The sequence below is a fragment of the Rhodococcus sp. WS1 genome, from assembly GCF_003797745.1.
GTDB lineage: Bacteria > Actinomycetota > Actinomycetes > Mycobacteriales > Mycobacteriaceae > Rhodococcus_F > Rhodococcus_F erythropolis.
Genome location: NZ_RKLZ01000001.1, coordinates 1,288,957 through 1,309,896 on the forward strand (window position 1 = coordinate 1,288,957; position 20,940 = coordinate 1,309,896).

Consider the following 20,940-nt stretch of genomic DNA (forward strand, 5'->3'; position numbering starts at 1 on the left):
TCTCAGCGCATCAACTGGCTGACCGAGACCGACAGCCCCGGGTCCGTGGCAACACTCAATTCCGAAGGGCCTGCACCATTTCCGATCAGGTGGGCAGCCAACGAAGCGATCATCACGCCGTTGTCCGTGCACAGTCGAGGTTTCGGAATGCGCAACGTGATGCCGGCTTCGGCGCAGCGCTGCTCGGCGAGTGAACGGATACGTGAATTGGCCGTGGCGCCGCCGCCGAGAACCAACGTGTCGACCCCGACGTCCTTGGCTGCACGCACTGCCTTCATCGTCAGGACGTCGGCAACCGCTTCCTGGAACGAGGCAGCGATGTCCGGGATCGAAAAGGCCTCGCCTGCGCGCTCTTTCGATTCGACATAGCGGGCGACGGACGTCTTGAGTCCCGAGAACGAGAAGTCGTGCCGCGAATCGCGCGGACCGGTCATGCCGCGAGGGAAGGCGATCGCGTTCCGATCTCCCTCTTGCGCAGCAGCATCGAGTGCCGGTCCGCCGGGAAAGCCGAGCCCGAGCAGTCTGGCCACCTTGTCGAAGGCCTCACCGGCGGCGTCGTCGACAGTCGTGCCCAGTTCGACAATGGGCTTGCCCAGATCTTCGACGTGAAGCAGGTGCGTGTGACCGCCGGAGACCAGCAATGCGACGCACGAGGGCAACGGACCGTGCTCGAGAGTGTCAACCGAGACGTGACCACCGAGATGATTGACCGCATAGAACGGGATGTTCCAGGCTGCGGCATAGGCTTTCGCGGCGGCGACACCGACCAGTAGCGCACCGGCCAGGCCGGGTCCGATGGTGACGGCAAGTGCGTCGGGCTTCTCGATACCGGCGGCAGCAAGGGCACGGCGCATCGTCGGCACTATCGCCTCGAGGTGAGCCCGCGAGGCTACTTCGGGAACCACTCCCCCGTACCTGGCGTGCTGATCCACGCTCGATGCCACCTCGTCGGCCAACAGGTCGCAGGTTCCGTCACCGTTCCAGCGAACGATACCGACACCTGTTTCGTCGCAAGAGCTTTCGACACCCATGACGATCATGCTTGCTGCTCCTCAATTTCGCGGACACCGAGCACGGCGGGCCGTCTCATCGTGTACGCATCTGCCCCACTGGGCTGGTAGTACTTCTTTCGTGTTCCGACGATCTCGAATCCTTCGCGCCGGTACAGCGCGATGGCAGGGTCGTTGTCGGTGCGCACTTCCAGGAACACCGGACACTGCCGTGAATCCGCCAGGGTCAGAAGCGCATCGAGCAACGCGCCGCCGATTCCCAGTCGCTGAGCCGAGGGATCGGTACCGATGGTGTGAACCTCGGCCTCCATGTTCGGCGACGCGCCCAACAACGCGACTCCGGCGTAGCCGAGGACGTGACCGTCGGGTTCCCTGGCAACGAAGTAATGATTATGCGCGCCCGCAAGTTCCGAGACGAACGCTTGCGCGCTCCAGGGTCCGTCGCCCGCGAACAACACACGCTCCAACTCCCCGCACCGTTCGGCGTCATCGACGTTCATCGGCTCGATGCTGTACTTCATCTGCTCGGTCTCACTTGCCACGTTCTGCGAGGGTCTTCGCGTCCGGGCGTCGGAGGTACAGCGGCTCGAGCGGGGCCGGAACCGATCCGGCCAGAATCTCGCGAGCAGCGACTGTGACCAAGCCGGCCGGTGAGGGTGTCTCCGCCGGGTCGACGGGCAGATCGAAGAAGTCCACGTGCGAAGCAGATCCGGCAATCAGCGTCGAAGGCGAAGGATCAACGTCGCCGGCGGAATTCACAGCCGGTCCTTCGACGCGCACTCCGCCGGCATAGCGCGCCCAGTAGATCTCGCGACGCCTCGCGTCAGTCACGACGAGCAGGCTCTGTGTGGTCGGTACCGCAGCCGCGATGGCGTCGAGGCTGCACACGCCGTACACGGGAACACCGAGTGCATCACCGAAGGCAGCGCCTGTCGCCATGCCGACACGCAGTCCGGTGTAAGGCCCCGGCCCGACACCCACGACGACGGCGTTCAACTCTGCCGGCGTGAGCCCGGCCTCGGCGAGGCATTCGAGGACGTGAGGGGTCAAGACCTCGGCGTGCGCACGAGGATTGACCGTGACACGCACGGCAAGCGTCTCCACTGTGCCCGGTGACTCGGTGCCCGGCGACTCGGTGCCCGGTGACTCTGCGTCCGGTGACGGAGCAGACAGGGAGACGACACCGGCAGTGACTGCCGGAGTGGAGGTGTCAATTGCGAGAACAAGCACGATTTCTCAGGGTACCCGCACGTGAAGAACTACTTCCGGCCCGGGAGGGTCACGCCGTCCAAACACCAAACGCCGTTTCACGACGTCTGCGACACAAAACGCCGTTTCACGACGTCTGCGACACAAAACGCCGTTTCACGACGTCCAGGACCAACTCGCAGTCCGCACATCCGATTCAGGTTCCCGATGAAGCTGCACGCGCAAGTGTCGTTCGACGAGCCTTTCCACGACGTCACCACCCCATTCGACCACCACCACTGCATCGGTGAGATCGGTGTCGAGGTCGAGGGCATCGAGTTCGTCGAGCGCATGCGGTCCGCTGTCTCCCAGCCGGTATGCGTCGACGTGGATCATGCCGACGGGAACTCCGCCGCCGGGGCGGGTGCCCGGACGATGCTCACGAGCGATGACAAACGTCGGGGACGTCACCCGGCCCTGCACTCCGAGCCCGGCGCCGATTCCGCGCGTCAACGCGGTCTTGCCCGCCCCGAGTGGCCCGTCCAGCACCACCAGGTCGCCGGCAACAAGTCCCGCCGCCAACCGTCGGCCGAAAGCCTCGGTATCCTCGGCCGTTTCCAACGTGATCTGTCCGGATTCGGGAAGTCCCGTGGCGTTCTCAGCCGACATCGGACCGCTCTTCTACCTGTGCACGCTGCACCAGCTTGTCGATTGCGTCCGTCACGATCGCCGGGAACTCGAGCTGCACCAGATGGCCGGCCCCGTGAACTCTCACGAGTTCAGACTCGGGGAGATCGGCAGCGAGACGCTTGGAGCTGATGAACGGAATCATCATGTCTTGATCGCCGCAGATCACGACTGCCGGTGTGTGCGCGAGCACCTCGAGGGACGCGGACTCGTCGTGCAGTTCCAACGTCCGCAAGAAATTGACGATGGTCACGACCGAGGTCCGGTCGAGCATGCCGTCCGACAGCTCATGCAGTCGTGGGCTGACATCGGTGCCGTACGACGCTGCACGCAGGATCGGCGTGATCAGTACTCGCGCAGCGCCCCGGGCGTGCTGAACCACTCCTGGCGAGGTGCGCACTGCCAACCGGAACCCGTCGATGATCGGATTCTGCAGATTGCGGGTCAGACCGGTCTCGGCCAGCCCTGCCGCCGTCGTCGCGACCAGCCCGACGCCGATGACTCGGCCCTCGAACCATTCGGGTCGCTGACCGGCAAGCGCGAGCACCGTCATGCCGCCCATCGAGTGGCCGACGAGAACTATCGGTCCCTTGGGCACTTTGGCCTCGACGACAGTCGCGAGGTCGCGGCCCAGCTGCGAGACCGTGCAACTCTTCGAACGCGGCATACCTGAATCTCCGTGTCCGCGCTGGTCGTAGAACACCATGCGAACCTTGTTGCCCCATCGCTCTTCGAGCTGGCGGCGCTGGAAATGCCAGGACAGCGCACTCAGGCAGTACCCGTGCACGAAAACGACTGTCAGCGGAGCGTCATCCGGCCCCACTTCGCGAACTGCCAGCTCGACGCCGTCCTCGGTGCGCACCGTGCTCTTGCGGTCGCGCGTCATGAGGTCGAAGTCCTCGTCCGCGTAGATTTCCCGGCCCGGACGCGTCGCGGTCTTGAATGCATTCACGCCGGCCATCGAGCCGAGCGCCACAGCGCTGAGCAGGCCACCGAGAATGCTCATCTTTCCTGCAGTCTTCATGACGTCTCTCCCCCGATGTACGTACGCACAGTGCGTCCACGTATTCCGGTCACGACCTCGTAGTGAATGGTGTCGAGTACGTCGGCCCAGGCCTGCGCGTTGGGTTCGCCGTGATCGCCGTTGCCGAAGAAGATCGCGGTGTCGCCTTCGCGAACTCCGTCGCCGTCCGGCCCCAGGTCCACCAACACCTGGTCCATGCAGATCCGCCCGACGGCCTGGCGACGCTTGCCGCCCAACTGCACTTCGAACTTGCCGCTCAATGAACGAGTCAGACCGTCGGCGTAGCCGACGGGAAGCAGCGCAAGAGTGGTGTCGTGCGGTGCGACCCACTGATGCCCGTAGGAGACGCCCTCTCCGGCGGCCACCTTCTTCACCAGAATCACCTTCGCTCGCAGCGTCATCGCCGGTCGTAAACCGAAATCTCCGAGTTCGGGCACCGGAGACAATCCATATATCGCGATTCCGGGTCGAACCATGTCAAATTGCAGGTCAGGACGGGTGACTGTAGCGGCGGAGTTGGAAAGATGAACAACTTCGGGTTCGAATCCGCGAGCGCGGACGTCGGCAACCGCTTCGATCAAACGCTGCTTCTGCATGTCGATGACGTCGTGATGCGGTTCGTCCGAGTGCGCAAGATGGGAAAACACTCCGCGCAGCCTGATCGTGCCCTCGTCCCGGGCCGTGGCGAGGTCGTCGAGCATCTGCGGCCACTCGGTTCTCGAGACGCCGTTGCGATTGAGACCGGTGTCCACCTTGAGTGTCACGGTCGCCTGTTGTCCCAGAACCCGTGCCGCGTCGACGACAGCAGCCAGGTGCCGCGGCGAGGACACGCCGATCTCGACGTCGGACCGGATCGCCGAGGAGAAATCGGCGTCGAGGCCGTGCAGCCAGGCCAGGACGGGAGCGGTGATGCCTGCCTCGCGAAGGACCAGTGCCTCCGCGATGGTGGTGACGCCGAGTTCCCGGGCTCCGGCCGACAGTGCCGTCCGCGCAACCGCAACTGCGCCGTGGTTGTATCCGTCCGCCTTGATGACCGCCATCAACGCTGCATCACCGGCAAATTCACGCAGGACACGCACGTTGTGCGCGATCGCGTCCAGATCGACGACTGCCTCCGTCTGCGGCCCTACTGCGTCGTCGAGTCGGCTCGCCTTCCCCTCCGCAGGCTCCTTCGGTGCTCTTCCCTGGGCAAGCGTCATGGCGACAATCCTGCCACCCGCGCAGAATCGGACACGTGTTCGGGTTTGAACACCCTCAATCAAGGGCAAAAGAGCGAAGCACACGCACCGACTCGCGCAGACCTCCCAGCAGCGGCGAAGCCGAAATCGGTGCTCCGGCGACATCGCTCTGACCGCCGGCAGCGGCGATGTTCGCAGCCAACGCGTGCGCCCGCGCCCCGACGGCCCCGGCTTCGAGAGGGCTCAGACCCGCCGCCAGCAACGCGCCGATCACACCGGAGAGGATGTCACCCGAGCCTGCGGTCGACGCCCAGGAGCCGCCGGCGTCGTTGGCCAGGACCTCACCGCCGGGATCCGAGATCACCGTCGTATGGCCTTTCAGCAGAATCGTGACTCCGAGGCGTTCGGCGAGAGCACGCGTGGCCGCGATTCTGTCGTCGCCGAGTGGTGTGAATCGTGCGAACTCGCCGGCGTGGGGCGTCAGAAGAGTCGGCGCGGTCCGGGCTGCGACAAGTTCGGGACGTTGAGCGAGGAGGGTAAGTCCGTCCGCATCGACGACAACGGGTACATCGGTAGCCAGTACCGACGCCAGAAGCCGCGCGGCGTCGTCGTCGGTACCCATACCGGGTCCGACCACCCAGGCCTGAACCCGCCCGGCGGCTTGGAACGTCTCACTCGCAATCACCTCCGGGAACCGGGCGAGCACCTCGGCGGAGCCGTGCCCGGCGTAGCGGACCAGGCCGGAAGTGGCGGTCACCGCGGCGCCGGTACAGAGCACGCCCGCGCCGGCATACTGCTCACTTCCCGCAACGATGCCCACCACACCCTGCGAATACTTGTCGTCCCCCGGGCCGGGCACCGGCCACAGCGCACCGACTTCCGCCGGATCGAGTGAACCGAACTCGGGTTCGCCGACGTTCAATCCGATGTCCACGAGTTCGACACGACCACACAACGGAGCCGCGAGTACGTGTACGGGCTTGAGCGCGCCGAATGTGACCGTCACGTCAGCGGTCACCGACGGGCCGTCCACTGCGCCGGTGTTCGCGTCGACGCCGCTCGGAAGATCGACCGCCACGATCGGTGCATCCACATGGCCGACGAGCTCGGCTGCGTCAGGCCTCAGACCGCCGTGCCCGGAAATCCCGACGATGCCGTCGATCACCAGATCCGGCGACCCGACTTCGGCAGCGAGTCGGCCACCGGCCTTCAGGAGAGCGTCGAGGCCCGACCGATGAGCGCGCGCCGGATCGAGCAACACGGCCCGAACACTCACACCTCGTTTGCGGAGCAACGCACCCGCCCACAGGGCATCACCGCCGTTGTCGCCGGTACCGACCAGAAGCGTCACCGACCGATGCGCGACCGATCCTGTACGGGAACGTAATTCGTCCGCGACGACTCGCGCGAGACCGTACGCCGCTCGACGCATCAGCACTCCGTCGGGCAGCTTGTCGAGCAGCGGCGCCTCCGCTGCTCGCACCTGATCGGCTGTGTAGTACCCACGCATGTCGGAACCCTTCAGTTGCCGTCGCTACCCTCGGAACCATGAAATCACGTCTTCGCCCGGCAATCGCGGGACTCGTCCTCGCTCTCGGCCTGGTCGGGTGCAGTTCCGGCACCGACTCCACACCATCTGCGGCCGAAACGACGGCGAGCGGACCCGTGGTGACCATCTCCGGGATGGCGTACTCCCCCGCTTCCATCACCGTGAACGTCGGCGACACCGTCACGTGGGTATTCGACGACAACGGAATGGCCCACGACGTCAACGGCCTCGGAGACGCCAAGGGCAAACTCCGCAGCCCACTCAAGAAATCGGGAACTTACACCTACACGTTCACCGAACCCGGAACCTACGACTACACCTGTACACCGCATCCCGAGATGCGCGGAACCGTCGTCGTCGAGACGCCGTAACGCACTCGGGCCCCACAGTCTTTCGACTGCGGGGCCCGAATTTCCCTACGAAAACTATTCGACCGTAACCGATTTCGCCAGGTTACGCGGCTTGTCGACGTCGTATCCGCGTGCCGCGGCAACCTCGGCCGCAAAGATCTGCAACGGAACCGTGGACAGCAACGGCTGCAGCAGAGTCGGTGACGCGGGAATCTCGATCAGGTGATCCGCGTGCGCCGCGGCGACGGTGTCGCCTTCCTCCGCGATGACGATAGTCGTTGCCCCGCGCGCCTTGATCTCCTGAATGTTGGACACCAACTTCGAGTGCAGGACAGCGCGACCCTGCGGCGACGGCATGACGATGATGACCGGAAGGTCCTCCTCGATCAGCGCGATCGGGCCGTGCTTGAGCTCACCGGCGGCAAAGCCCTCGGCGTGCATGTACGCAAGCTCCTTGAGCTTGAGCGCACCCTCGAGCGCCACCGGGTAGCCGACGTGGCGCCCCAGGAACAGCACGGTCGACGCGTGCGCGAACTGGCGTGCCAACGCGCGCACCGGTTCTGCCGTCTCGAGCACCTTGCTGACCAATGCGGGCATAGCTTCGAGGTCGGCGTACTCGCGCGCAACCTCGTCCGGATACTTGGTGCCGCGAGCCTGCGCCAAAGCCAAACCGACGAGGTAGTTCGCGGTCACCTGCGCCAGGAAGGCCTTGGTCGACGCAACCGCGATTTCCGGTCCTGCCCGCGTGTAGAGAACGGCGTCGGCTTCGCGCGGGATCTGTGCACCGTTGGTGTTGCAGATCGCCAGGACGCGTGCCTTCTGGTCCTTGGCGTGCTTGACAGCTTCGAGTGTGTCCGCCGTCTCCCCCGACTGCGAGATCGCGACAACAAGCGTCGAGCGATCCAGAACCGGGTCGCGGTAACGGAATTCGCTGGCGAGTTCGACCTCGACAGGTAGACGCGTCCAATGCTCGATCGCGTACTTCGCCAACAGTCCGGAGTGGTAGGCACTACCGCAGGCGACGACAAACACCTTGTCGACGTCGCGCAGTTCCTGATCGGACAACCGCTGCTCGTCGAGGACGATCTTCCCGTTCTCGAAGTGGCCGAGGAGCGTGTCGGCGACAGCGGTCGGCTGCTCTTCGATCTCCTTGAGCATGAAGTAGTCGTGACCACCCTTTTCGGCGGCCGCGAGATCCCAGTCGATGCGGAACGGGCGCCCCTCTGCCTCGTTGCCCGCGAAGTCGGAGATCCGATAGCTGTCGGCAGTGATCACCACTGCCTGATCCTGTCCGAGTTCAACCGCATCGCGTGTGTGCTCGATGAACGCAGCGACGTCGGAGCCGAGGAACATCTCGCCCTCACCGACACCGACGACGAGCGGCGTCGATCGGCGGGCGGCGACAATCGTGTCCGCGTGGTCGGCGTGCGTGAAGACGAGCGTGAACGCACCTTCCAACCGACGAACCACCGACAGCGCACTCTCGATGAAATCACCTGCCGTCGGTCCGTGGGAGTACGCCCGGGCTACCAGGTGAACTGCCACCTCGGAATCCGTGTCGCTCTGAAGCTCGACGCCTGCAGCCTCGAGCTCCGCACGCAGCGGGGCGAAATTCTCGATGATTCCGTTGTGAACGACAGCCAGTTTGCCCGACGCATCACAATGCGGATGCGCATTACGGTCGGTCGGTCGCCCATGCGTCGCCCACCGGGTATGACCCATGCCCGACGTACCGACAAAGTGATCCGCGCCGTACTCGCCGAGCTCCGCCTCGAGGTTGGCCAACTTACCGGCCTTACGCTCGATCTCGACCCCACCGGTTCCGTCGAGAATCGCGATTCCCGACGAGTCGTACCCGCGATACTCCATTCGCCGTAAAGCCTCCACCACAACGCCCAGAGCTGGGCGGTGGCCGACGTATCCCACGATTCCGCACATGGTGACTCAGGGTACTTGGACATCGGCGGTGGGCGCATTTTGCGGTTCCCCAGACATCCCCCAGCCGGTTGCAGCGTCGGCTCCGCATACACGAGACGGCTCATCGGATAACGTCTTCAACCGTGGCACCGAAACTGAAGACACTGACCCGTGAGCTGTCCAAGCGCGGCCCGCACCGAGTTCTCCGCGGCAACCTCGCCCTGGCCGGACAGCCGGGTGTCGTGTACACGCCGGAAACCGGTTTCAATCTCCCCGCCGTTGCCTTCGCGCACGGGTGGATGGTCGGGTCCCACAAGTACGAGCAGACACTCCAGCACCTCGCTTCCTGGGGAATTGTCGCAGCGGCGCCCGACAGCGAACGCGGTCCGGTCCCGTCCCATCTCGGCTTGGCTGCAGATCTTCGAGCGACGCTCGACATCTGCGTCGGCGTACGACTCGGCCCTGGCCAGATCAGCGTCCACCCCGATCGAGTCGCCTTTGCCGGTCACGGCATGGGCGCTGGCGCGGCGGTACTGGCCGCAGCGCAGCGCGGGGATGTCGGTGCGGTAGCCGCGCTGTTCCCGGCCCCGACAGCACCCAAGGCGGAGAACTACGCGTCGAAGATCACAGCGCCCGGATTGATCCTTGCCGGCGAAGACGACGTCGATTCCTTGACCAGCAATGCGCGCCCGCTGAGCGTGGAGTGGGGCGGTCCCGTCGTCGCACGCACCGTGAACGACGGCCAAGACGCCGGACTGATCGAAGGCCGCCGACTCCTCGGAGCCCTGGGCCTCGGTGGATCCGAGCGCAAGACACAGTCCGCCACACGGTGCCTGCTCACGGGCTTCCTGTTGTTCCATCTGACCGGCGACAAGAAGTACCAGGACTTTGCTGATCCTGACGTCGAGATTCCACACACGGCGCCGTTGCTCCCGGTTGAACCTCACTCCGACGCGCGGGCCAGCCAGCTGTTGCGTAAGTAGGAGTCCGTGCCCGCCCCCGACTCCGGCGGCGAGCACGGCTTCGTCGGCGTCGTCGTCGGCTCTGACGCGGATCGCAGATACGGGCCGGATCTGACCGACCCTTCCGTGTCGTTATCGACAGACGTCGTTTCGGACGGCGGCTCCTGGCGCGATTCCTCGCTCGCTACTGCCGCTCTGCGCTCACGGAAGTCGTCGAGTTGAGAATCGAGAGTTCGACGGATCTCTTCGAAGGGCGCGTGAACGGACTTCACAGCGGACCAGCTCCGGCCAGCTCAGCGCCCGTCTCTCCGTCGGGGCCGGCGATCGACTCGTCCGGGACTGTGACAGGCGGTTCCGGGTCCGGCGCGGGCGAGACTTCGGCGGTGGTTTCAACCGGCACCTCGGGCTGGGGAATATCGGGCTGGGGAATTTCGGGTTGAAGTGTCGCGGGCTGGGACGCTTCTTGCGGGTATGTCTCCTGCATGACCGCCTCCTGATCGGCATCAAAAACTATTCTCGGCCAACCATTTTCGTCCAAATCCACGGTGACAGACACAGAGTTCCCGTCGGCGCCGGCGACATCGAGACTCACCCCACGACCGTCGGGCGCAATCGAGAAGCCCCACGTGTTGCCGTCGATCGAGAAAGAGATCGGCGCAGCCGCGGCAGCGGATTCGATCGTCTCGGCGACCGGCAAGGTCGACGGGAAGGCGTCTGTCACCCACTGAGTCGCGGCATCAAAAGCATCGCCTACCGCGCTCGCACACTGCGCGCACGCCCTGTCGAATTCGTCGCGGGCATCCAGATACGCCGAGCGAAAAACGGTGTCCAACCATGGCGCCGCGCCACGACCGCTGGGAGCGACGTGAGCCAGCTGATCGATCTCCCCCGCACCCAGACCGCCGATGGTCGCCCGGTCGAGGCTGGCCACCTTGAAAGCTTTGTCTGCCAAAGCCGTTCGAACAGTCCGCGCAAGTTCGTCGGCTAGCGTGATCAACAGTGGCGCCGAATCCGCATCGGACCGAGCTTCGCGCCGCGCGGCGAAGACCTGATCGACGACCGCATCCACGCCGGAAACATTCCACACTGCGGGAAGATTCTCGGCCAGGACCGTCAGCATCGCGATCTCCGCGACCGAACCGTCCACCGCCGCAGCCATGTCCGACATGTCTCGCGTCAGTGCCGCGATATCGATGCCCGCCTCTGCGCGATATGCATCCTCATAGGAGGTAAGCATCCGTTCTTCGAAACCCAACCGAGTGGCCAGGTCGTGAAATCGGCCGAAGAACTGCAGTCCGCTAGCGCCCGCTTCCAGAATTTCGTCGGGATGAGCATGTGAATCACGCAGTGCAAGAATATCTTCGAAAGAACACGGGCCGTTCGGTACTGCCTGGGCTGTAAGACTGTTCGGTATCACGAGGCCGACCCGCCGGAGTCCCGCACCCGCCGCGCACCCTCGCGATCCGCCTCAGTGATTGCCTCAGCCGAAGAGGAAAGCCGGCGCGCCAACGTATCGAGAAGATCCGCACGGCCAGTCAAGCGAGAATTCAGGACCGCCAATGCCGACGCCAACGCGGCTCCGTGCTCGGCGTAGTCACGGCCCGAAGCGGCACCGCCCCATCGCAAACGCTTGATCGGCTCGGCAGAATCGCGCAGACCCTGGGCCACCGACACCGCATGACGTGCCAATTCATCTGTTCCAGCGCGGTCGACATCCACGAGCGCCCCCAAGTTTCAACGGAACCACTCGCACGTCGAGCGGCCTTTGACTCCTTGGACGCAGCGGGGCGCAATTGCGTTCCCTCTAAACGCGAACGCGTAATGAGGGGGCTACACCGAACCGACGATCTCGGCCAACTCGTCAGCCAGCTTCTGCGCGAGCGGAAGTTCAGTGGCCTCGACCATGACGCGGACCAGTTGCTCTGTCCCGGACGGGCGCAGGAGCACTCGACCACCGTCACCGAGAACGCGCTCGGCGTCCGCGACTGCTGCAAGTACCGACGGCGACGCTGCGACTGCCGCCTTGTCCCCGACCTTCACGTTGATCAGCACTTGCGGGAGGGTGGTCATCGTTGCAGCCAGTACGGATGCCGACTTACGCGTACGAGCCATGCGTCCGAGCAGCCTGAGACCGGTGAGAATTCCGTCGCCCGTGGTGCCGAACGCCGGCAACACAACATGGCCTGACTGCTCGCCACCGAGGCTGTACCCGCCCGCGCGCAATTCCTCCAAGACGTAGCGGTCGCCTACCGCAGCAGTCACGATGTTGATGCCTGCCTCGCGCATCGCGATGTGCAAACCGAGATTGCTCATGACAGTCGCGACGAGAGTGTTCTCGACCAACTCCCCGGCCTCGTTCATCGCGATCGCCAGAACAGCCATGATCGCGTCACCGTCGACCACCGCGCCGGTCTCGTCGACGGCCAAGCAACGGTCGGCGTCGCCGTCGTGCGCGAGGCCTAGGTCCGCCCCGTGATCGACTACGGCTTTCTGAAGATTCTCCAGGTGCGTCGATCCGCAGCCGTCGTTGATGTTGAGGCCGTCGGGATCTGCGCTGATCGCGATGACGCGAGCGCCCGCTGCTGCGTAGGCAACCGGTGCGAGCGCGGAAGCAGCGCCGTTGGCGCAGTCGACGACAACGGTAAGTCCAGCGAGCGGCTCGCTCGCCGCGCTCGCCAGATGTGCAAGGTACAGCTGCGCGGCGTCGTCGACCGCACGGACTCGGCCTATCCCGGCACCTGTCGGAAGGACCGGCGGCGCAGTGCCGTCGAGTGCGTCCTCGATCGCCACCTCGACAGCGTCATCCAACTTGTGCCCACCGGCCGCGAAAATCTTGATTCCGTTGTCCGGCATGGGATTATGCGATGCAGAAATCATGACACCGAGACTGGCTTCGAGCTTTGCCGTCAAGTATGCAACTGCCGGAGTCGGAAGGATACCCACGTCGAGCACGTCGACGCCTGCGGAACTCAACCCGGCCGTCACCGCGGCTTGAAGCATCTCACCGCTGGCGCGAGGATCGCGGCCGATCACGGCGGTCGGACGGGCATCCGAAGTGCCGGCTGTCAGTACGCTCGCCGCGGCAACTGCCAATCTCAATGCAAGATCTGCAGTCAGATCCGAATTGGCAAGTCCACGAACACCGTCAGTACCGAACAACCGACCCATAGAACGACTCCTGAATCCTGTGAACCTCGAGAATGAAACTCGAGAATGGAATTTCTCCGAGAAACACAAGAGCGAGCGTCCGGTAACGATGGACGCCCGCTCTTGTGGTGAACAGGTGCCGAAGCAGACCCGTCGGGTCAACCTCGGCAAAGCATCAGCGCTTGGAGTACTGCGATGCCTTACGGGCCTTCTTCAGGCCGTACTTCTTACGCTCGACCGCGCGGGCGTCACGCGTCAGGAAGCCTGCACGCTTGAGGGCCGGACGATCATCAGGGGTTACCTCGATGAGTGCGCGCGCGATAGCCAGACGCAGTGCGCCTGCCTGACCGGACGGGCCGCCACCGTGCAGCAGTGCAATGATGTCGAAAGACTCGGGACGTTCGACGAGCACCAGCGGAGCCTTGATCAGCTGCTGGTGAACCTTGTTGGGGAAGTAATCCTCCAACGTACGGCCGTTGAGCTTGAACTGACCGGTACCGGGAGTCATCCGGACGCGAACGACAGCCTCCTTGCGGCGACCGACGGTCTGGACCGGGCGATCGAGGACGATCGGTGCGAGCGTAGCTGCAGCAACCTCTTCGACGACCTCGACTGCGTCAGCGGCGACAAGCTCTTCCACTGCTTCGATGTTCTCTTCGGACACGTTCTGCTCTTCCGGCGATGTCACTGTGCGACCTGCTTGATCTCGAACGGCACCGGCTGCTGCGCGGTGTGGGGGTGATTCGGGCCCGCGTAGACCTTGAGCTTGCTGCTCATTGCGCGGCCGAGCTTCGTCTTGGGGAGCATGCCGACAATGGCCTTCTCGACGAGACGATCGGGAGTCCTGTCGAGGACCTCACCGACAGTGCGGGACTTCAGGCCACCCGGGAATCCGGAGTGGTGGTAAACGTTCTTGCCCTGCAGCTTGTTGCCGCTGATGGCAACCTTCTCAGCGTTGATGATGACAACGAAGTCACCACCGTCGATGTGCGGCGCGTAGGTGGGCTTGTGCTTGCCACGCAGCAAGTTCGCTGCCTGAACGGCAAGACGGCCGAGCACCACGTCAGTGGCGTCGATGACGTGCCACGAGTGGGTCACATCTCCGGCCTTCGGGGTGTACGTAGACACAGATCTTCCTCGTCTTAATTCATTCCACTGCTGACCATGTGCGTATCGCGTAAACGATCCTCGGCGGCCAGTTGAGACCCGAGAACCGCCGGTCTCCACGCATTTCTGCCGGAGCCCTACGGCACGCCACCGATAGACGATACCGGTCTACCCGCTGCCAGGTCAAAGCGCAGCCATCTCCGCCGACAATGCCCTCGTCCGGAACCAGCAGGTAAGCGATCAACATGCGACTGCCCCGGCAACCTGACGGTACCGGGGCAGTCGGGGTGTCGTCACGACATGAATGTTGTCAGCGACCGAACCCGTTTGCGGCGATCCGGTCAGCTTCCTGCATCTTCTCCGAGCCGCTCGCCGTCGCTCCGGCGATCTGCGCGAGAACCATGTTCAGTTCTTCGGACGCCTGGGCCCAGCGGCGCTGTGCGTCGTTCCAGGCTTCGGAACCTGCCCCTTCCCAGCCTGCTTGCAGCTTGTCGACGACAACCTTGATGTCGCCCTGCTTGTCGTTGATCGCTTTTGCCTGCTGTTTCATCTGATCGGACAGCATTGCGAGGCCGCCGAAGTCGTACTTGATCCTGTCGGACATAACTGCTCCCGGTTCGGTGTGACTGGAGAGAACTTTGTGAGAACTACTGGCTGAGGACTGCTTGATCGAACGGCGAAGAACTGACGGTCAGGACATGTTCACCGTCGCGCCGCGAAGCGAGCTGACGTTGTCGTCTTCGGTCGAGTCGAAGGTTCCCGCAGCCTGTTTGATCTGCTCGCAGATGTCGGTCAGAGCAGTGTCCAACTTCAGGGCCGCGCTGTTGTATCGCTCCATGATTCCTGCGTATTCGACCTGCGCCGCACCGTTCCACGAATTGTGCGAAGCGTCGGCCTCCGACCGAACAGCGTTGACCAGTCCCCTGATGTCACCGAGATGTCCGTCGATGGTCCCCGCCGAATCGATCAATTCAGCGGTAGTTGCGGTAAAGCCCATGTCGTCCCCCTGGATTCGGTGAGTACCGTTCGGTATCGGCGACCACCCACGACGGCTTGTCCGTCGGATGTGCACCGGGGTCGAGCGGAACTCCCTGATGTGCGCTACACATACTTTGACGCGACCTCCGTGCCAACGGTTCCGGCCCGATCGAAGAATGTTTGCAGAACCGACCGATCCGGTCAGGGCGTGAATTCGAGTGACTGCCACATCCGCAGGCAGTCCGCTTCGAGACTGTCCCACTCACCGACCAGATACTGGCAGCCGATACTCACTTGCCGACCGTTGTCGACGTACACGCGCCAACGCACCTCGGAGAAATCGTCCGGAAACTCGACGTACACCACTGCCTGTTTTCCTGCGGCATCGTCGATCACAGAAAACTCTCCGAACCGCAATGGGTCCTCGAACGCCGAAAACTGCTGACGCAAAGCGGCTTCGACGGAATCGAATCCAGCACCTTCCGCAAGACGTTTCTCGATGACCACGATCTTGCGATCAGCGCCGGAACTGGGTATCAAATCGGTGCGCCCGCTCGAGGTCCCTCGTGACAGAAGCTTCCAATCGGAAGGCAGCTCTGCTGCAACGCTCCCCACCTCCACACGCGTGAGCTCCGGCGTGACACCGGACTCGATCGACGGAATCGAAGTCTTCGGCGCAGGCTTTTCCTGCTCTTTCGACGCCTCCACGATCTCGACTTTGTCTTCCGTTGCAGCTGCGACCGAGTCCGCCAACCGAGAATCGCCTCGATCGCGAGTGGACACCACGACCGTTGCCGCGACCGCAGCGACGACGGCGAGCACCGCAAGCGCCGCCGCGAACCATCGACGGCCTCCGTGCCACCCGCCGACTCGACGGGGCGAGGAGGCAGTCGAGTCCACGGAAGGAATCGACATCGCGCCATCCGGATCGCCTACCCACCCGGCACCAAAAGCTGAATTGTCGACGATTCGACCGGAACTGTCCCGCGCAGTTGTCTGGCGAACGAGCGTCCGAGGATCCACCAGAGACGACGCCACCCGACTCTCGTCCAGAATTCGAATGCTCGCATGGCCGTGGGCATTCGTCGACCCACGTTCGAGCGAAGCCGCAACGGCATGGGAGCGCGGCCCGACCAACACCACAGCGTCCCGAACCGACAAGTCCCCGATTCCGGAAAACAACCCCGCAACGTCTGCGATCGCCGAGCTTTGTGCCCCGTCGATTCGGAGTTCACCGTCGACCTCAACGACAACAGAAGCGACCACCATTCCGCCACGCAGTTCGAGGACGACACACCGTGATCGCCAGGCTGTACGAGCCGACCTCGCCGCCGCGACCGACGTCGTAACGAGGACGACGTCGTGCGCCACTCGCCGTGCGGCATCGAGCAATCGCCGCCTGCGTGGGGCACCCCAGTCCGAGGGATGACTGAGATAGAGGATGTCTGCATCGACGATTCCGCACCCGTCCATCGCACTGGAGATCAGCCTGGCCAGCTCCAGGACGGTGGGGACAATCCGACCATCTACGTCGACATAATCGTCGTCGACGTAATCGATCGCATTTTCACCGGTCGTACCGGGACCCGACGCCGGTTCGCGTCTGATGTCTGCACTGCAACAGAATTCGCGTTGACCCGAGACGACCCAGATATTGGATGCACCCCAATGTAGCGAGACCGACACCAAGGACGGAACGGTCACAGCGGTGGCATCCACGGAACTTGGACAAGTTGGGTTTGCGATCGAGAAACGTAGACCCCACGACCTTCCGGCAATGCCGACGCGCGGACGGTGCCGACGAGATTTCCCTCGTCGCGACTTCCGCTCATGATCAATCCGGCCGGTGCCATGTCGCGAATTCTCGCAATGACCGGCTCGTAGAGTGCTCTGGCCGCGCCACCGGAACGGCGGGCAATCACCAGGTGCAAACCGATGTCCTTGGAATGCGGAATGTATTCGAGCAACGGCGCCACCGGATTACCACTCGGTGTGGCCACCAGGTCGTAGTCGTCGATCAGTACATAAATCTCCGGCCCACTCCACCACGACCTTTCCCGCAATTGCTGCTGTGTTGTTTCGGCGTTCGGCATTCTGGCGGCGACGATCCGAGCCAAGTCGACCATCAACTCACCGAAGGTCGTCGACGACGCCGAGTACCCGCCGAGGTGATTCCCTTCGACCACTCCGAGTAGGGAATGCCGATAGTCACCGATAATCAGCTTGGCCTGCGCCGGTGTGTTCGACGCGATGATCCCTTCCGCTATTCCGCGCAGAAGAGATGTCTTGCCACACGCGGTGTCGCCGAATATCAAGAGGTGCGCGTGTTCCCGGAAGTCCATGTACACCGGGGCGAGGTCGGTCTCACCGAGCCCGATCGGCGCGGTGAGGCACCGACCGTCGGCCGCACTCGGTGAGGGCCACCGGGTCCCGACAGCTTCGAGAAGTTCTGCCCGCGAGTACGAATCCGGAAGCATCCGCACGGTGGGCGCCGGGCGCGAATTCGACATGGCTGCAATATGTTCGACCGTCGACGCCACAGAACCACCGGAATTCTCACTACCTGGCGAACCGCCGATTCGAGGTAGTCCGGTGAGAAGGTGAAGCCCGTCGCGCGTGATGCCACGACCCGGTCGACCTTCCGGCACCAGGCTGGCTTTCTGGCGACCCGCATCCGAATCTCCCGGATCACCCAATCGAAGTTCGATGCGAGTACCCAGTTGATCCTTGAGTGCCGGCCGGATCTCGGCCCACCTCGACGTCGTGACGATCACGTGCACACCGAAGGACAAACCTTGACCGGCGAGCATGTTGATCTGAGGCTCGAGTGATTCGAAATCCGAACGAACGCTGGGCCAACCATCGACGACGAGGAAGACGTCACCGTACGGGTCATCTCGGAGTCCCGCCGCCACACCTTCCCCGGCGGGATCAGCTGTTCGCAATCCTCGGAAATCGGCCATGGAGTCGATGCCGAGGTCACGAAACAGCCGCTCCCGTTTCGCGACCACACCGAGTACCTCGGCGACCGTGCGGCGGACGCGGTCGGAATCCAAGCGGTTTGCCACCGATCCGACGTGCGGCAGATCTTTCAATCCGAGGAGCGTTCCACCACCGAAGTCGAGGCAGTAGAACTGAATCTGTTCCGGCGTGTGCGTCATGCTCAGAGACAAGATCAACGTGCGCAAGGCCGTCGACTTTCCCGACTGCGGGCCGCCGACGATCGCGAGGTTGCCCGTTGATCCGTTCAGATCGGCGACGAGAAGATCGCGGCGCTGATCGAACGGCCTGTCGACTACGCCGAAGGGTGCGCTCAGATTTCCGCGAGGTTGATCACCGGCCGCCCACCGCGGCAACAACTGGTCAAGCGTCGGGGATGCCTCGAGCGGCGGTAGCCACACCTCGTGCGCGCGTGGACCGTGAGCGCGCATGCGGTCGACGAGGACCCCCATGAGAGTACGTGCATCGTCACCGATTTCACCCATGTCGATGACATCGGGCTCGACGGGAACGACAACAGCCTCTGGCCCGACCACGGGCGTCGCGGTAAACGGCAGCGGCGCGAGTTCGACGGGGGAATCTACCGAGAATCGAGTGGGTACTATCCGCTCGCCCTCGTACGGGCCTGACACGTATGCACCTTGGAAGCGAACGATCTCCGCAGAATCGGACTTCAGGTATCCCGCACCGGGTGTGCCCGGCAGGTGATAAGCATCGGGAACGCCGAGAACGGAACGAGACTCGTTCGCCGAGAACGTTTTCAAACCGACGCGATACGAAAGATGGCTGTCGAGACCCCGAAGCTTTCCTTCGTCGAGCCGCTGACTGGCCAGCAGCAGGTGAATATGAAGTGACCTGCCCAATCGCCCGATGGCCACGAACAATTCGGCAAATTCCGGCTGTTGACTGAGCAGTTCGGAAAACTCGTCGACAACGACGAAGAGTGCAGGCAACGGATCGAGTGCAGCGCCGGCCAGCCTCGCCTTCTCGTAATCGGACACGTTTGCGAAGTTTCCTGCCGCACGCAGCAGTTCTTGTCGACGATTCATTTCGCCGGCGAGCGCGTCCTTCATACGATCGACCATCGCCAATTCCTCGGCAAGGTTGGTGATGATCGCAGCAACGTGCGGCGCCTCCTCCAGGCCGAGAAAGGTTGCACCACCTTTGAAGTCGATCAGGACGAGGTTCAGTGCGTTGGGTGAGTGCGTCGCGATCAGGCCGAGTACCAAGGTTCGCAGGAACTCCGACTTACCAGAACCGGTGGCTCCGATACACAGCCCGTGCGGACCCATACCGTTCTCGGCCGACTCCTTCAGATCCAGTTCGACAGGGTTTCCATCTTGTCCGACACCGATCGGCACGCGGAGTCGGTCGCGCCCCTGACGTGGCAGCCAGCCATGCTCAGGATTGAACCTCGCAACATTTCCTATCCCCAACATCTGGCTCCAGGTCCGAAGGGATCGGTCGTCGTCAGTTGCGTCCACGCCGTTCTGCGATGCCGCACGGAACGGTGCGATGCGACGTCCGAACGACTGCGCCAGGCTCGTCGTCGCGGCGTCAGGCGTCGCAAAGTTCTCGACTCCTGCGCTGCTCACCGCGCCGATCTGATCGCTACCGACGACCAGTCGCAAACCACGCGCCGCCGCCAGCCGCGGGCAGAACCCGCACAGGTCGAGGACGGTCACCGAGTCGAGCCCGGATTCGGACAACAGGCCGGTGTCACCTTCGAGCAATCCACCGTCCACGACCAACACGAGATGCGGAACGCCCGCACTCGCTGGAGTGTTGCGAGCAAATCGAGCACGCATCGAAAGCGTTTCCCCGAGGGAACTTTCGAACTCGAGATACGAACCGAACACCATGCGTGAAGTGCCGGCGCCGTCCTGAGACTCCGGGTGTTGTACGTGTGGGAGCCACTTGACCCACTCCCACTCGGCTTCGGTATCGGGACCGCACACCACTGCAACTTGGACGGTGTCCGGACCGTGAAAAGTGCACAGCTGCATCAACATCGAGCGGACGAGCGCTCGAGCGGAATCCCTCTGCCCCTCAATGGACATCGCAGCAAATCCGCGAAGCGAGACGGCGGTCGGCAGGTCTTTTACAACCGAATGCGCACGGACGAATCGCCGAAGTGAGACAGCAGCGACGGGTTCGAGATCCTCGACCGGCCCCGTCTCCGGAGATACAAGCCTGGTGGCCAATCGCTGTGTACCCAGACCGACCCGAACGTGGCAGTAGTCCGAGTCGGTGATCTGACGTTCCCACATCCGCACAGTCCCGGCCAGTGTCCAAAGCTGCGACGGCTCGGGATTGCTCCACTCGAGAGCAGCACGCTGCGCACCAGACGTCGCAGCAACATCGCTGCGTATCTGATCCAGGTACCGCAGGTAGTCCTTGCGGTCCTCGTTCGCTTCGGACGCTCGTGCCCCACCGCTACGACCGCCCCCGGCGAGCATCCCGAGCATCGACACCATCATCATGACCGGAAACAGCAGAGACATCGGATTGCGCGCCATGCCGGAAGAGAACATCAGCGCCACCATGCCGATCATGGCAACCACCATGATCACCGGAAGTAGTTTGGTCAGTAGGTTTCCCGGCGTGACGCGAGGAATCTCCGGTGGGGCCTGAAGCGTCACCTCGCCGCCCGGTGTACGCGGCGATTCACGGCGCGCTCGACGCGCAAATCTGACAGTGCTCAATTCACCCACCCCCATCGGTGCTGCAGCTGTTGCCGCCACGCGCCTCGTCCGACTACCGCCGGCCCGCCCCCCAAGGCGTAGTCACGCAATTGCAAGAGAGTAGATCACAACACCGACACTCGGGTCGGTGCCACCTGT

20 protein-coding genes are annotated in these 20,940 nt (G+C 63.5%); 3 read left to right on the forward strand and 17 right to left on the reverse strand.

Annotated elements, in window-relative coordinates:
- Nucleotides 1-2: 2 nt before the first annotated feature.
- From tsaD to EEB12_RS05985, 7 genes are all read right to left on the reverse strand, one after another.
- On the reverse strand, nt 3-1,040 hold the full coding sequence (gene tsaD / locus EEB12_RS05955) for a tRNA (adenosine(37)-N6)-threonylcarbamoyltransferase complex transferase subunit TsaD (protein ID WP_029254929.1): 1,038 nt from the start codon (nt 1,038-1,040) through the stop codon (nt 3-5).
- Nucleotides 1,037-1,531, reverse strand: a complete 495-nt coding sequence (gene rimI / locus EEB12_RS05960) for a ribosomal protein S18-alanine N-acetyltransferase (RefSeq protein ID WP_047888624.1) — start codon at nt 1,529-1,531, stop codon at nt 1,037-1,039. Before rimI ends, tsaD begins: the two co-directional genes overlap by 4 nt.
- A gap of 10 nt (nt 1,532-1,541) precedes the next feature.
- Nucleotides 1,542-2,240 carry a tRNA (adenosine(37)-N6)-threonylcarbamoyltransferase complex dimerization subunit type 1 TsaB gene (tsaB, locus tag EEB12_RS05965; RefSeq protein ID WP_141487515.1) on the reverse strand — a complete coding sequence of 233 codons (699 nt, stop codon included), beginning with the start codon at nt 2,238-2,240 and terminating at the stop codon, nt 1,542-1,544.
- A 135-nt stretch (nt 2,241-2,375) separates the two neighbouring features.
- Nucleotides 2,376-2,867: a tRNA (adenosine(37)-N6)-threonylcarbamoyltransferase complex ATPase subunit type 1 TsaE gene (gene tsaE / locus EEB12_RS05970; protein WP_019747576.1), complete on the reverse strand. Its 492-nt coding sequence runs from the start codon at nt 2,865-2,867 to the stop codon at nt 2,376-2,378.
- Nucleotides 2,857-3,909, reverse strand: coding sequence for an alpha/beta fold hydrolase (locus tag EEB12_RS05975; protein WP_003940782.1), 1,053 nt, complete (start codon nt 3,907-3,909; stop codon nt 2,857-2,859). Before EEB12_RS05975 ends, tsaE begins: the two co-directional genes overlap by 11 nt.
- On the reverse strand, nt 3,906-5,108 hold the full coding sequence (gene alr, locus EEB12_RS05980) for an alanine racemase (RefSeq protein WP_019747575.1): 1,203 nt from the start codon (nt 5,106-5,108) through the stop codon (nt 3,906-3,908). The genes EEB12_RS05975 and alr overlap by 4 nt, the downstream gene beginning before the upstream one ends.
- A gap of 55 nt (nt 5,109-5,163) precedes the next feature.
- Nucleotides 5,164-6,597, reverse strand: a complete 1,434-nt coding sequence (locus tag EEB12_RS05985) for an NAD(P)H-hydrate dehydratase (protein WP_141487516.1) — start codon at nt 6,595-6,597, stop codon at nt 5,164-5,166.
- A gap of 38 nt (nt 6,598-6,635) precedes the next feature.
- Here EEB12_RS05985 and EEB12_RS05990 point away from each other — a divergent pair, with 38 nt between their 5' ends.
- Entirely contained in the window at nt 6,636-7,007 is a 372-nt protein-coding gene (locus EEB12_RS05990; RefSeq protein WP_019747573.1) for a cupredoxin family copper-binding protein, read from the forward strand.
- A 54-nt stretch (nt 7,008-7,061) separates the two neighbouring features.
- Here EEB12_RS05990 and glmS read toward each other — a convergent pair whose 3' ends face one another.
- On the reverse strand, nt 7,062-8,924 hold the full coding sequence (glmS, locus tag EEB12_RS05995; protein ID WP_092763811.1) for a glutamine--fructose-6-phosphate transaminase (isomerizing): 1,863 nt from the start codon (nt 8,922-8,924) through the stop codon (nt 7,062-7,064).
- Nucleotides 8,925-9,046: 122 nt separating this feature from the next.
- On the opposite strand from glmS, the gene EEB12_RS06000 reads away from it, so the two are divergent.
- Together EEB12_RS06000 and EEB12_RS30420 are read left to right on the forward strand one after the other, a co-directional pair.
- Complete coding sequence (locus EEB12_RS06000) at nt 9,047-9,886, forward strand: chlorophyllase/cutinase-like alpha/beta fold protein (RefSeq protein ID WP_019747572.1); 840 nt, start codon at nt 9,047-9,049, stop codon at nt 9,884-9,886.
- A gap of 6 nt (nt 9,887-9,892) precedes the next feature.
- On the forward strand, nt 9,893-10,087 hold the full coding sequence (locus EEB12_RS30420; RefSeq protein WP_181447636.1) for a hypothetical protein: 195 nt from the start codon (nt 9,893-9,895) through the stop codon (nt 10,085-10,087).
- 46 nt (nt 10,088-10,133) lie between these two features.
- On the opposite strand, the gene EEB12_RS06010 is transcribed toward EEB12_RS30420, so the two are convergent.
- The 9 genes from EEB12_RS06010 to eccCa form a co-directional block, all read right to left on the reverse strand.
- The gene (locus EEB12_RS06010) at nt 10,134-11,102 is read right to left on the reverse strand and encodes a hypothetical protein (protein WP_258537534.1); all 969 of its coding nucleotides are present in this window, start codon (nt 11,100-11,102) and stop codon (nt 10,134-10,136) included.
- 176 nt (nt 11,103-11,278) lie between these two features.
- Complete coding sequence (locus EEB12_RS06015) at nt 11,279-11,584, reverse strand: hypothetical protein (RefSeq protein ID WP_019747569.1); 306 nt, start codon at nt 11,582-11,584, stop codon at nt 11,279-11,281.
- A 111-nt stretch (nt 11,585-11,695) separates the two neighbouring features.
- Entirely contained in the window at nt 11,696-13,033 is a 1,338-nt protein-coding gene (gene glmM / locus EEB12_RS06020) for a phosphoglucosamine mutase (RefSeq protein WP_020906918.1), read from the reverse strand.
- Between the two features lie 154 nt (nt 13,034-13,187).
- On the reverse strand, nt 13,188-13,700 hold the full coding sequence (rpsI, locus tag EEB12_RS06025) for a 30S ribosomal protein S9 (protein WP_019747567.1): 513 nt from the start codon (nt 13,698-13,700) through the stop codon (nt 13,188-13,190).
- A complete protein-coding gene (rplM, locus tag EEB12_RS06030) occupies nt 13,697-14,140 on the reverse strand; it encodes a 50S ribosomal protein L13 (protein ID WP_019747566.1) in 444 nt (147 codons plus the stop codon). Before rplM ends, rpsI begins: the two co-directional genes overlap by 4 nt.
- 289 nt (nt 14,141-14,429) lie before the next feature.
- Nucleotides 14,430-14,723 carry a WXG100 family type VII secretion target gene (locus EEB12_RS06035; protein WP_003940975.1) on the reverse strand — a complete coding sequence of 98 codons (294 nt, stop codon included), beginning with the start codon at nt 14,721-14,723 and terminating at the stop codon, nt 14,430-14,432.
- 87 nt (nt 14,724-14,810) lie between these two features.
- Nucleotides 14,811-15,116, reverse strand: a complete 306-nt coding sequence (locus EEB12_RS06040; protein ID WP_003940986.1) for a WXG100 family type VII secretion target — start codon at nt 15,114-15,116, stop codon at nt 14,811-14,813.
- A gap of 182 nt (nt 15,117-15,298) precedes the next feature.
- Nucleotides 15,299-16,801, reverse strand: a complete 1,503-nt coding sequence (locus EEB12_RS06045) for a type VII secretion-associated protein (protein ID WP_092763920.1) — start codon at nt 16,799-16,801, stop codon at nt 15,299-15,301.
- Entirely contained in the window at nt 16,798-20,817 is a 4,020-nt protein-coding gene (eccCa, locus tag EEB12_RS06050) for a type VII secretion protein EccCa (protein ID WP_258537539.1), read from the reverse strand. The genes EEB12_RS06045 and eccCa overlap by 4 nt, the downstream gene beginning before the upstream one ends.
- Nucleotides 20,818-20,940: the final 123 nt, after the last annotated feature.

Bases quoted from the DNA above. Each gene is read 5' to 3' on its own strand.
- tsaD (WP_029254929.1), bottom strand. From the start codon at position 1,040: ATGATCGTCATGGGTGTCGAAAGCTCTTGCGACGAAACAGGTGTCGGT.
- rimI (WP_047888624.1), bottom strand. From the start codon at position 1,531: ATGAAGTACAGCATCGAGCCGATGAACGTCGATGACGCCGAACGGTGC.
- tsaE (WP_019747576.1), bottom strand. From the start codon at position 2,867: ATGTCGGCTGAGAACGCCACGGGACTTCCCGAATCCGGACAGATCACG.
- EEB12_RS05975 (WP_003940782.1), bottom strand. From the start codon at position 3,909: ATGAAGACTGCAGGAAAGATGAGCATTCTCGGTGGCCTGCTCAGCGCT.
- alr (WP_019747575.1), bottom strand. From the start codon at position 5,108: ATGACGCTTGCCCAGGGAAGAGCACCGAAGGAGCCTGCGGAGGGGAAG.
- EEB12_RS05985 (WP_141487516.1), bottom strand. From the start codon at position 6,597: ATGCGTGGGTACTACACAGCCGATCAGGTGCGAGCAGCGGAGGCGCCG.
- EEB12_RS05990 (WP_019747573.1), top strand. From the start codon at position 6,636: ATGAAATCACGTCTTCGCCCGGCAATCGCGGGACTCGTCCTCGCTCTC.
- glmS (WP_092763811.1), bottom strand. From the start codon at position 8,924: ATGTGCGGAATCGTGGGATACGTCGGCCACCGCCCAGCTCTGGGCGTT.
- EEB12_RS06010 (WP_258537534.1), bottom strand. From the start codon at position 11,102: ATGCTTACCTCCTATGAGGATGCATATCGCGCAGAGGCGGGCATCGAT.
- glmM (WP_020906918.1), bottom strand. From the start codon at position 13,033: ATGGGTCGGTTGTTCGGTACTGACGGTGTTCGTGGACTTGCCAATTCG.
- EEB12_RS06035 (WP_003940975.1), bottom strand. From the start codon at position 14,723: ATGTCCGACAGGATCAAGTACGACTTCGGCGGCCTCGCAATGCTGTCC.
- EEB12_RS06040 (WP_003940986.1), bottom strand. From the start codon at position 15,116: ATGGGCTTTACCGCAACTACCGCTGAATTGATCGATTCGGCGGGGACC.
- eccCa (WP_258537539.1), bottom strand. From the start codon at position 20,817: ATGGGGGTGGGTGAATTGAGCACTGTCAGATTTGCGCGTCGAGCGCGC.